10 protein-coding genes and 2 pseudogenes are annotated in these 11,201 nt (G+C 68.7%); 8 read left to right on the forward strand and 4 right to left on the reverse strand.

Features of this window, described 5'->3' with window-relative positions; translation table 11 throughout:
* Positions 1–220 (forward strand): annotated as a pseudogene (locus tag A5652_RS26670) (NYN domain-containing protein); the annotation flags it as partial.
* Here the strand turns inward: A5652_RS26670 and A5652_RS11305 are convergent.
* Positions 214–519 (reverse strand): annotated as a pseudogene (locus tag A5652_RS11305) (NYN domain-containing protein); the annotation flags it as partial. The pseudogenes A5652_RS26670 and A5652_RS11305 overlap by 7 nt on opposite strands.
* Before the next feature lie 13 nt (positions 520–532).
* Entirely contained in the window at positions 533–1,312 is a 780-nt protein-coding gene (gene trmB, locus A5652_RS11310; protein ID WP_197513920.1) for a tRNA (guanosine(46)-N7)-methyltransferase TrmB, read from the reverse strand.
* 192 nt (positions 1,313–1,504) lie between these two features.
* On the opposite strand from trmB, the gene A5652_RS11315 reads away from it, so the two are divergent.
* The 3 genes from A5652_RS11315 to A5652_RS11325 all read left to right on the forward strand — a co-directional run bounded on the left by A5652_RS11315 (position 1,505) and on the right by A5652_RS11325 (position 6,134).
* Entirely contained in the window at positions 1,505–2,605 is a 1,101-nt protein-coding gene (locus tag A5652_RS11315) for a hypothetical protein (protein WP_067350665.1), read from the forward strand.
* On the forward strand, positions 2,602–4,119 hold the full coding sequence (locus A5652_RS11320) for a hypothetical protein (RefSeq protein WP_197513916.1): 1,518 nt from the start codon (positions 2,602–2,604) through the stop codon (positions 4,117–4,119). The genes A5652_RS11315 and A5652_RS11320 overlap by 4 nt, the downstream gene beginning before the upstream one ends.
* A 188-nt stretch (positions 4,120–4,307) precedes the next feature.
* Positions 4,308–6,134 (forward strand): phosphoenolpyruvate carboxykinase (GTP), encoded by a 1,827-nt coding sequence (locus A5652_RS11325; protein ID WP_067350670.1) that lies wholly within the window; start codon positions 4,308–4,310, stop codon positions 6,132–6,134.
* A 17-nt stretch (positions 6,135–6,151) separates the two neighbouring features.
* On the opposite strand, the gene soxR is transcribed toward A5652_RS11325, so the two are convergent.
* The gene (soxR, locus tag A5652_RS11330; RefSeq protein WP_067350673.1) at positions 6,152–6,619 is read right to left on the reverse strand and encodes a redox-sensitive transcriptional activator SoxR; all 468 of its coding nucleotides are present in this window, start codon (positions 6,617–6,619) and stop codon (positions 6,152–6,154) included.
* 61 nt (positions 6,620–6,680) lie between these two features.
* On the opposite strand from soxR, the gene A5652_RS11335 reads away from it, so the two are divergent.
* The 4 genes from A5652_RS11335 to A5652_RS11350 are packed head-to-tail and all read left to right on the forward strand — an operon-like array spanning position 6,681 to position 10,970.
* Positions 6,681–7,397, forward strand: a complete 717-nt coding sequence (locus A5652_RS11335; protein ID WP_067350676.1) for an SDR family NAD(P)-dependent oxidoreductase — start codon at positions 6,681–6,683, stop codon at positions 7,395–7,397.
* Positions 7,394–8,455 (forward strand): S-adenosylmethionine:tRNA ribosyltransferase-isomerase, encoded by a 1,062-nt coding sequence (locus A5652_RS11340; protein WP_067350680.1) that lies wholly within the window; start codon positions 7,394–7,396, stop codon positions 8,453–8,455. The genes A5652_RS11335 and A5652_RS11340 overlap by 4 nt, the downstream gene beginning before the upstream one ends.
* 34 nt (positions 8,456–8,489) lie before the next feature.
* A complete protein-coding gene (gene fadD4, locus A5652_RS11345; RefSeq protein ID WP_067350684.1) occupies positions 8,490–10,007 on the forward strand; it encodes a fatty-acid--CoA ligase FadD4 in 1,518 nt (505 codons plus the stop codon).
* A 3-nt stretch (positions 10,008–10,010) separates the two neighbouring features.
* Positions 10,011–10,970, forward strand: a complete 960-nt coding sequence (locus tag A5652_RS11350; protein WP_067350687.1) for an enoyl-CoA hydratase/isomerase family protein — start codon at positions 10,011–10,013, stop codon at positions 10,968–10,970.
* Here A5652_RS11350 and A5652_RS11355 read toward each other — a convergent pair.
* Positions 10,955–11,201: CD225/dispanin family protein (locus A5652_RS11355; RefSeq protein WP_197513918.1), on the reverse strand; the 247-nt coding region annotated here is incomplete at its 5' end. The two genes, A5652_RS11350 and A5652_RS11355, sit on opposite strands and share 16 nt — an antisense overlap.

Raw genomic sequence — 11,201 nt, forward strand, 5'->3', positions numbered from 1 at the left:
GGTCAGCGCCAGTCGCCCCGGCGTGGTGGTGGAACCCGAGGCCACCGTCTTCACCAACATCGCGCCGGGCAGCGCCGACGTCGTCCGGCCGTGGGTCGACGCGCTTCGTAACGTGGGATTCGCGGTGTTCGCCAAGCCGAAGATCGACGAGGACAGCGACGTCGACCGCGACATGCTGGCCCACATCGAACTGCGGCGCACCGAGGGATTGGCGGCGCTGCCCGGCGCGATGTTGGTGAAGACGGTGGCCTCGGGTTCCACCACCACGCCGGGGCGACTGGCGCTGACCTCGGCCGTGCGCGACAACAGCCAGCGACCCAGGGCGTCGAATCGCGGGCGTTCCAGGGCGGTCGGGCGGCGGCCCAGGATGGAGCCCAAACCCATGTCGAGGTTGGGGGCGTCCCACACCAGCAGCACGCGTCCGCCCGGGGGAGAGAAGTCGCCCAGTTCGTCGCCGGTCAGCACCGCCGGCGGCGCGACGGGGGCTGCCCCCGCCGCGGACTCTTCAGTCAGGCTCATACTCATCGCCTACTCATCGTCTAAGCCAAATGAATTCGGTGACGGCGCTGCCCGCTTCTTGAGCCTTCGTCTCGTACTTGGTGGTCGGGCGCACGATCGAGATCGGCAGCGCACTATCGGGACCGATCGGGTGTAGTCGGGATTCACCCGCGCCGACCTCGGCGATGTGTTCGGCGTAGCCGGCGTGGTCCGTCGCAACATGCAGGACACCACCAGGGAGTAGCCGGTCGGCTATCAAGCCAATCGTGCCGGGCTGCAGGAACCGGCGTTTGTGGTGCCGGGCTTTCGGCCACGGGTCGGGAAAGAAGACGCGCACCCCGGTCAGCGAGCCCGGGGCGATGAGGCGTTGCAGGACGTCGAGGGCGTTGCCGCGGATCAGCCGGATGTTGCGCACCTGGTCGCGGTCGATAGCGGACAACAGTTGCGCCAGGCCCCGGCGGTAGATCTCCACCGCGACCACATCGATAGCGGGCTCTTCTTTAGCCATCGCCAAAGTGGATATGCCACTGCCGCAACCGATTTCGAGTACCACCGGGGCCTGCCTGCCGAACCAGGCGGCGGTATCCAGCGGGGGCTCGGGGCTGTCGGATTCGTCGGGTGCGCCCACCGAGAGGCCGAGTTCGGGCCAGCGCCGCTCCCAGGTCTGGCGCTGGGCATCGGACAGCGTCGAGCGTCGCGATCGAAACGCCGTTGCCGGGAGATAGCGCTGGTCGGGGCGGTTGGAGTCCCCGGTCGGCGTGTCGGCAGACATCGCCACCCCGCGCTGCGCATGCATTTGTCCATGGTGGCCTATAAACCATGGATGTAGCCGCCCCTGGTCCGGATTGATACCCAACAGTTGCGTTCAACTGGTAACTGATTAACGGTGGCTCGCTTCTTTGTGACGCGGGTGCCACCATTCGGTGGGACCGCTCGGCCCCGGCGCTGCATCGCCTAGCGGCGGCGCCGGCCGGGCATGGGGTCATCCAGACCGAACAGGCGGGATATGAGGGCACAAGGACACCGAAATTTCGTCGACGAGCTGGCGCGGTTCGCTGCCGGCCACGTCGACCCGCGCGTGACGGCGATCGCGCAGCGCTCCGCGGCACCCCTGCGTGTGGTCGTGCGCGGCCGTCGTGGGGTCGGCTGCCGCACCGTGCGCCGCGCCCTGTCGGGCGCGGGACGTGCGGCGGGCATCGCGGTCGACGACGCGGTGAACGATCGCGATGTCGACGTGGTGGTCTACGTGATCACGGAGGTCGTCAAGCCCGAGGACGCCCAGGCGGTCGCACGGGTCTCAGCGGCCGGGCGCCCGGTGCTGGCGGTGCTGAACAAGGCCGATCTGGCGGGCTCCCTGTCCGGTCTCGGCGGTGACGGCCCAATCGCCGCGGCGCGCGCGAGGTGCACGGAGCTCTCGGCGCTGATCGGCGTGCCCATGGAACCGATGACCGGCCTGCTCGCGGTCGCGGCGCTCGACGACCTGGACAGTGCCCAATGGACGGCGCTGTCCACGCTGGCGGCTCACCCGGGTGGCACCGCGTGTTTCGACGGCTCCTTCGCCGGATTCCTGGCGGCCGACGTCCCGGTGCCGGTCGAGGCGCGGCGGCGCCTCTTGGACACCCTCGATCTGTTCGGCACCGCGCTGGCGGTCGCCGCGTTCCGGCAGGGCCGGACCCCGGCCCAGGTGCTGACCCTGCTGCACCGGATGAGTGGCATCGACGCCGTGCTGGCCAGAGTCGGCGCGCTGGGCGCCGAGGCCCGCTATCAGCGGGTGCTGGACGCCGTCGCCGAGCTCGAGGCGCTGGCCGCCGCTGGCGGCAGGCTCGGCGAGCGCATCAGCGCGTTCCTGTCGCGCGACGAGACCGTGCTCGCCCGGATGGCGGCCGCCGTGGACCTCGCCGAGGCGGCCGGCCTGGAGGCGGGCGACCCGAAGGCCCTCGACGCCCATCGAGACCCGTCCGCGCACCTGCCGCGGGCGGTGCGGTGGCAGCGCTACAGCCGCGCGTCGGCCAGCGACCTGCACCGCGCCTGCGGCGCGGACATCGCCCGGGGGTCGATGCGGCTGTGGTCCCAGGCCTGCGCGTCGCTCCCGGGGGAATCCTGGTGAGCCGCGAAACCAGCCACGATCCCGTCGCCGAGGTGGACGCGTTGGTCGCGGCGGCCGGTCCCGGACTGGATCCGCCTGCGATTCAGCGCCGCGACGCGGTGCTGGTGACGGGTCCGTGGATGGCGGGGGTCAGCGCGGTGGCCGACGCACTGCGTGAGCGGCTGCCGCAACGCGAATTCATCGAGTCGACGGACCTGGGTCCCGGGGAGGCACCGGTGGCTGTGGTGTTCGTCGTGTCGGCGGCGGCGAACATGACGCCGTCGGACTGCGCGCTGCTGGACGCCGCGACCGAGCACACCGACGCGGTGGTCGGCGTGGTGTCCAAGATCGACGTGCATCTCAACTGGCGCGACATCGTCGCCGCCAATCGCGACTCGCTCGGTGCGCACGCGTCCCGCTACGGCCGGGCGCCCTGGGTGGGCGCGGCGGCCCTGCCCGACCTGGGTGACGCGGACGTCGACGACCTGGTCGAGGCCGTCACGGCCCTGCTCGACGACCCCGAACTCGCCCGCCGGAACAGGTTGCGGGCGTGGGAATCTCGGCTGCAGACGATGGCGCGCCGGTATGAGCGCGAGGTCGAGGGGTCCGGCCGGCGGGCCCGGGTCGAGGCGCTGCGCGAGGAGCGCAGCACCGCGTTGCAGCAGCAACGTCAGGCGAAAAGCGAGCGGACCATCACGCTGCGCGGTCAGATCCAGCAGGCGCGAGTCACCCTGTCGCACTCCGCCCGTAACCGGTGTGCGGCGGTGCGCACCGACCTGCAGGAACATGCGGCGGGGTTATCGCGGCGCGGCATGTCCGGCTTCGAGGCGCTCACCCGCGACCAGCTGGATGCGGTGGTGGCCGAGGTCAGCGAAGGCACCGACGCGCAACTGGCCGAGGTGGCGCAGGCGGTGAACGTGCCGATGGAGCTGCCACCGCTCGAGCGGCTGCCGGAGGTCAACGTTTCACCGCCGCCGCTGAAATCGCGCCGACAGGAAACCTGGCTGATGATCGTGCTGGGCGTCGGGTTCGGCCTCGGGGTGGCGCTGACGCTGAGCCGGCTGATGAGCGGCCTGGCCTCGCGACTGAACCCCGCGCTGGCCGTCGCCGCGGCTCTGGCATGCGTGGCGATCTCGATGGCGCTGACCTTCATGGTGATCAACATCCGTGCCCTGCTGCACGACCGGGCGCTGCTGGACCGCTGGGCGGGCGACGTGACGTCCTCGCTGCAGTCGGTCGTCGAGGAGTTGGTCGCCACCCGGGTGCTGGTCGCCGAGTCGGTGTTGAGCAAGGCGCTGCTGGCTCAGGACGAGGCCGAGAACGCGCAGGTGTCCGCGTCGGTTGGCGTCATCGACACCGAACTGCGCGAGCACGCCCTGGCCGCCGCGCGGGCCGCTGCGGCGCGCGATCGAGACATGCCCGCGGTGACAGCCGCCCTGGCGGCCGTACGTGCAGAACTGGGCGAACGGGGTATACGAGAGGACGAAAGTCACTCCGGCAACGACGGCGGTGACGACCCCGAAAAACCGGCTTAGAGGAGCGAAGATGACGACCCATCGGGATCTTCTGAATCGTTGTTGTGAGAAGGCTTATACCTGCCCGAGACTTCCCCGACAAGATCCTCACGATAACCTGTAGTTAACGCCACCAAATCCTTAATTGTGTGGGCGAGAGCATAGCGAGCAACACCAGCCCGATACGCAAAAGAATCCAGGAGAGTTCGATGACCTCAGCGACCATTCCCGGCTTGGACACAGCACCCACGAATCACCAGGGCCTGCTGTCATGGGTGCAGGAGGTCGCCGAGCTCACCCAGCCCGACCGGGTTGTGTTCGCTGACGGCTCCGACGAGGAGTTCAACCGGCTGGCCGCCCAACTGGTCGAGGCCGGCACGTTGAAGAAGCTCAACGAGAAGAAACACCCCAACTCCTACCTGGCGTTGTCCGACCCGTCCGATGTGGCCCGGGTGGAGTCGCGGACCTTCATCTGCACCGAGACACAGGACGGTGCCGGACCGACCAACAACTGGATGGACCCGTCGGAGATGCGGTCGATCATGACCGACCTGTACCGCGGCTGTATGCGCGGCCGCACCATGTGGGTGGTGCCATTCTGCATGGGCCCGCTGGGCGCCGACGACCCGAAGCTGGGTGTGGAGATCACCGACTCCGAGTACGTCGTCATCTCGATGAAGGTGATGACGCGGATGGGCAAGGCCGCCCTGGAGAAGATGGGCGACGACGGATTCTTCGTGAAGGCGATGCACTCGGTGGGCGCTCCGCTGGAGCCGGGCCAGAAAGACGTGCCGTGGCCCTGCAACGACACCAAGTACATCACCCACTTCCCGGAGACCCGCGAGATCATGAGCTACGGCTCGGGCTACGGCGGTAACGCGCTGCTGGGCAAGAAGTGTTACTCGCTGCGGATCGCCTCGGCGATGGCCCACGACGAGGGCTGGCTCGCCGAGCACATGCTGATCCTCAAGCTCATCTCCCCGGAGAACAAGGCCTACTACTTCGCCGCGGCGTTCCCGTCGGCGTGCGGCAAGACCAACCTCGCCATGCTGCAGCCGACCATCCCGGGCTGGCGCGCCGAGACGCTCGGTGACGACATCGCGTGGATGCGGTTCGGCAAGGACGGCCGCCTGTACGCGGTCAACCCCGAGTTCGGTTTCTTCGGCGTCGCGCCGGGCACCAACTGGAAGTCCAACCCCAACGCGATGCGCACCATCGAGGCCGGCAACACCGTCTTCACCAATGTGGCGCTCACCGACGACAACGACGTGTGGTGGGAGGGCCTGGAGGGCGAGCCGCAGCACCTGACCGACTGGAAGGGCCGGGACTGGACCCCCGATTCCGGGGAGAAGGCCGCGCACCCCAACTCGCGCTACTGCACCCCGATGTCGCAGTGCCCGATTTTGGCGCCCGAGTGGGACGACCCGCAGGGCGTGCCGATCTCCGGAATCCTGTTCGGCGCGCGCCGCAAGACGACTGTGCCGCTCGTGACGCAGGCCCGCGACTGGCAGCACGGCGTGTTCATGGGAGCCACCATGGGCAGCGAGCAGACCGCCGCCGCCGAGGGGAAGGTCGGCACCGTGCGCCGCGACCCGATGGCCATGCTGCCGTTCCTGGGCTACCACGTCGGTGACTACTTCCAGCACTGGATCGACCTGGGCAAGAACTCCGACGAGTCCAAGATGCCCAAGGTGTTCTTCGTCAACTGGTTCCGCCGCGACTCCGACGGTGGCTTCCTGTGGCCGGGCTTCGGCGAGAACAGCCGGGTGCTCAAGTGGATCGTGGACCGCATCGAGCACCAGGCCGGCGGCCAGGACACCCCGATCGGCATCGTGCCGACGGCCGGCGACCTCGATCTGGACGGCCTGAACGTCGACGGCGGTGACGTGGCCAAGGCGCTGGCGGTCAACCCCGCCGAGTGGCGCGAGGAACTGCCCTTGATCGAGGAGTGGTTCGAGTTCGTCGGCGACAAGCTGCCCACCGGTGTGCGCGACGAGTTCGAGGCGCTCAAGCAGCGGCTCTCCGAAGCGGGCTGAGTCCCGCGAGGGAGACCTCAGCCGCTAATCGCCTGCCGCCGTAGCGATTTCGGCAGGTACATTGCTCCCGCTCCGGCGCTGGCCGCAAGGTCGCCCGGATTGGAGATGGCGCAGCGCTTCAGCGACAGGCAACCGCAGCCGATGCACGAGTCCAGGTTGTCGCGCAGCGCGATCAACCCGGCGATCTGATCGTCGAGGCGCGCTCGCCAGGTTTTGGACAGCCGGCTCCAGTCGGCGCGGGTCGGGGTGCGACCGTCCGGGAGGGTGGCGAGTGCGCCGGCGATCTCGTCCAGGCTCAGGCCGACGTTGCGGGCCGCCTTGATGAAAGCCAGGCGTCGCAGCATCTGCCGCTCGAAGCGGCGCTGGCCACCGGAGGTCCGGGTCGCCGTGATCAGGCCCTGGCTCTCATAGAACCGGATCGCCGATGCCGCGAAGCCGCTACGCTTCGCAATCTCGCTGACGGTGAACAAGTCTCGCTCATCCATTTGTGGCCTTCTCGAATTCGGGACTTGACTTAAAGTTTACTTCAACTATCAGTATGGGGGAATGACTCAACCCGAACAGCAACCCGTCGCAATTGTCACCGGCGCCTCGCACGGCTTCGGAAGGGCGGTTACCGCCGCCCTGCTCGCCCGCGGTTGGACCGTCGCCGGCGATGCCCGACGCGCGTCTGAACTGAAATCGACTGTCCGAACACTCAATTCAAGGAATTTCATCGCGCTGCCCGGCGACGTCACGGACGCAGCACACCGTGCCGAGTTGGTCGCGGCGGCACGCACTGCCGGGCCGCTTGGCCTCTTGGTGAACAACGCCAGCCAGCTGGGGCCCAGCCCGCAACCGGTCCTCGCCGAGTATTCGGCGAGCGAGTTGTGGATGGTGTACCAGACGAACCTGTTCGCGCCGCTGGCCCTGATCCAGGCGACACTGCCGGCGCTCGCCGACAACGCCGGCGTGATCGTCAACCTGACCTCCGACGCCGCCGTCGAACCGTATCCCGGCTGGGGCGGGTATGGCTCGTCAAAGGCCGCACTCGACCAAATCTCGGCCGTCCTCGCCGCCGAGGCGCCCTCCGTCGCGGTGTACGCCTTCGACCCCGGTGACATGCGCACCGAGATGCATCAGGCCGCCTTCCCGGGCGAGGACATCTCCGACCGTGCCGAGCCGGAGGCGAAAGTGCCGGCACTGCTGCGATTGCTGGACACGCGGCCTCCCGCCGGCCGCTACCGGGCCGTCGAACTGTCGTTATCCGGAGCGCCGCGATGACCATGACGGCTCCGCGTACCCGTTTTTACCGCGCCCCGGGCTCCGATGCCATTGAGCCGCCCGAAGCGCGCGGCATCGCCCGCGATGCCGTCAAGCTGCTCGTCGCTCGCCCCGACGGCGTCTGCCACGCCCGCTTCGCCGACCTGGGCGATCACCTGCGACCCGGCGATCTGCTGGTGGTGAATAACTCCGCCACCATGCCCGCCGCGGTGGACGGCCGCCGCGACGGGCGGCCCGTCGCAGTGCACTTCTCGACCCGGCGAGCCGAGAGGAGCTGGGTGGTGGAGCTGCGGCCCGCGGGGGACGCGGCCGGACACCTCCCGGACGTCCGGGTGGGCGAACGCATCGAACTGCCCGGCGGCGGTGCGCTGGTGATCGAGGCGTCCTACCCGCGAACTGGGATCAGCGGCGCGCGGCTGTGGACCGCGCGAGTTGTTGTGGAGGGTGACGTCGCGTCGTACCTGGCCCGGCACGGCCGGCCCATCAGGTACTCGTATGTGCCGCGACCGTGGCCGCTGCGCTACTACCAGACCGTCTTCGCCCGACATACCGGCAGCGCGGAAATGCCCAGCGCCGCACGCCCTTTCAGCGCCGAACTGGTAGCCGCCCTGGTTGCCGCCGGCGTCGCGATCGCACCGATCACGCTGCACGCGGGGGTGTCGTCGGCCGAAGCGGGCGAGCCACCGGTCCCCGAGCCCTTCGCCGTGCCTGCCGCGACCGCGCGACTGGTGAACGTGACGCGCGTGACCGGCGGACGGGTGATCGCGGTGGGAACGACGGTGACGCGCGCTCTGGAGTCCGCCGCCGCCGCGGACGGCCTGGTGCGGCAGGCGGACGGCTGGACGGACCTGGTGCTCGGCCCCGGTCGCCCGTGCCGCGTGGTCGACGGCCTGATCACCGGATGGCATGACGCCGGCGCCTCGCACCTGTTGTTGCTGGAGGCGGTCGCCGGTCCCGAGCTGGTCGGCAGGGCGTATCGCGAGGCGACAGAACACGGCTATCTGTGGCACGAATTCGGCGACAGCGCGCTGCTACTGCCCGTGCCGGCGACCACTTAACACCCGTCAAGTTTGACGGCGGTACAGTCTGCGCATGCAGATCCGCCCCTACATCGGCGCCGGCAAACCTGCTGTCATCCTGTACCCGTCCGGAACGGTCGTCACCTTCGACGACCTCGAAGCGCGTGCCAATCGACTGGCGCACCGGTTCCGCGAGGCCGGTCTGCGTGAGGGCGACACCGTCGCAATCCTGATGGAGAACAACGAGCACATCCACGCGGTGATGTGGGCGGCTCGTCGCAGCGGTTTGTACTACGTTCCGATCAACACCCACCTGACCGCGCCAGAGGCGGCCTACATCATCGACAACAGCAGCGCCAAGGCCATCATCGGCTCGGCGATGCTGCGCGACACCCTCGCCGGCCTGGCCCCGCATTTGCCCGGCGGGCTACCCGAGCTGCTGCTGATCGCTGAAGGCGACCTGCCCGGCTGGCAGCGCTACCCCGAATGCGTTGCCGGACAGCCCGATACACCGATCGACGACGAGATCGAGGGCGACCTGCTGCAGTACTCGTCGGGCACCACCGGCCGGCCCAAGGGCATCAAACGCGAATTGCCGCACGTGCCGCCGGCCGAGGCGCCCGGCATGATGTCCGCACTCGTCGGCTTCTGGATGACGCCCGACTCGATCTACCTCAGCCCAGCGCCGCTGTACCACACGGCGCCGTCGGTGTGGTCGATGAGCGCGCAGGCCGGCGGCATCACCACGGTGGTGATGGAGAAGTTCGACGCCGAAGGCTGCCTGGACGTCATCGCGCGCCACCGAATCACGCACGGTCAGTTCGTCCCGGCGATGTTCACCCGCATGTTGAAACTGCCTGACCAGGTGCGTCATTCGTACGACCTGTCGAGCTTGCAGCGGGTGATGCACGCGGCGGCTCCGTGCCCGGTGGAGATCAAGAAGCAGATGATCGACTGGTGGGGGCCGATCATCGACGAGTACTACGCCTCCTCGGAAGCGCACGGCTCGACGCTGATCACGGCCGAGGACTGGCTGGCGCATCCGGGTTCGGTGGGCAAACCGATGGGCGGCGCCGTGCACATCCTCGACGAGCACGGCAACGAATTGCCACCCGGGCAGGCCGGCGAGATCTATTTCGAGGGCGGCTACTCGTTCGAATACCTCAACGACGAGGCGAAAACCGCCTCATCGCGCGACAAGCACGGCTGGGCCACCGTCGGTGACATCGGCTATCTCGACGACGAGGGTTACCTGTACCTGACCGACCGGCGTCACCACATGATCATTTCCGGCGGGGTGAACATCTACCCGCAGGAAGCCGAGAACCTTCTGGTCACCCACCCTAAGGTGCTGGACGCCGCGGTGTTCGGGGTGCCCGACGACGAGATGGGCCAGCGCGTGGTGGCGGCCGTGCAGACCGTCGACGCGGCCGACGCCACCGACGAATTCGCCGAGGAGTTGACGGTGTGGCTGCGAGACCGGTTGGCGCACTATAAGTGCCCGCGATCGATCGCCTTCGAAGCACAGCTGCCGCGTACCGACACGGGCAAGCTCTACAAGAACGGGCTCATCGAGAAGTATTCGGTGTGACCGATGCTCCGGGTGGTCGACCTGTCGAGAGCGCCGCAGGACGGCCCGGCGTCGCCGCCCGGGGTGATCGTCGCCGTCGGCTCGGCCGCCGACATCGCCGGGGCCGGATTCTGGCTTGACGCGGCAACTTTCACGCTGACCGAGCATCGCTGCGCCGACCGGCGCGTCGTCACCGTCGATTCGGTGCCGGCAACCGTGGAGGAGCTGATGGCACGCTGCCAGCGCTGGCCGCACGCCAGCAGCGTCTGTGACGACGTGTTGCGCGCGGTGGATCCGCAGGGCCCGGCGTTGTCCGGGGTGATCACGGAGTCGTTGGCGTACTCGACCCTGCAGGCCGGTCCGGAGTTCGCGCGGTGGCTGCGCGAGCGCGGCCCCGTCCGCATGCCCGAGATCCCCGACCCGGTGCGGGCGACCCGCGACAGCGACGTCGTGCGTATCGCGTTCAACCGGCCGCAGCGGCACAACGCGTTCTCCACCGATGCGCGCGCGGCGCTGTTGGAGGTTCTGACGGTCGCGCAGCTGGACTCGTCTGTCACCGGCATCGTGTTGAGCGGCAATGGTCCGTCGTTCTGCAGCGGTGGGGACCTGGCCGAGTTCGGCACCTTCGCCGACCCGGCGAGTGCGCACCTCGCGCGTACCCGCTACAGCCCCGCCCTGGCGCTCGACGCGCTGGCCGCCAGGCTCGGCCGCGCGTGCCGGGCCGAGGTGCATGGCCGGGTGATGGGCAGCGGGCTGGAGATGGCGGCGTTTTGCGGGTGGGTCACCGCCCGCAGTGATGCGATGTTCGGGCTGCCCGAGCTGGCATTGGGGTTGCTCCCAGGAGCCGGCGGCACCGTCAGCGTGACGCGGCGGATAGGCCGTTGGCGCACAGCGTATCTCGTATTGTCCGGTCGCGGCATCGATGCCGAGACCGCTTTGGCCTGGGGGCTGGTTGACGAGGTCGGGGGTCAGAACCCCGAATAGGTGGTGGTGGTCGTGGACGGGATGGAAGACACGATCGCTGCGAACATGGCGAACCACAGCACGACGCCGATCACCGCGGCGGCGGCACCCACGACCGCACCGATGATGACCCACTTCTTGGCATTGTTGGAGGCCTCGTAGGCCTCGGCATACCGGCCCTGGGCCCACAGCCCGGACACCTTGTTGGAGTAGACGATCGACACGATCCCGAACGGCAGGCAGCACAGCACC

This window comes from Mycobacterium sp. 1165178.9 (assembly GCF_001673555.1).
GTDB lineage: Bacteria > Actinomycetota > Actinomycetes > Mycobacteriales > Mycobacteriaceae > Mycobacterium.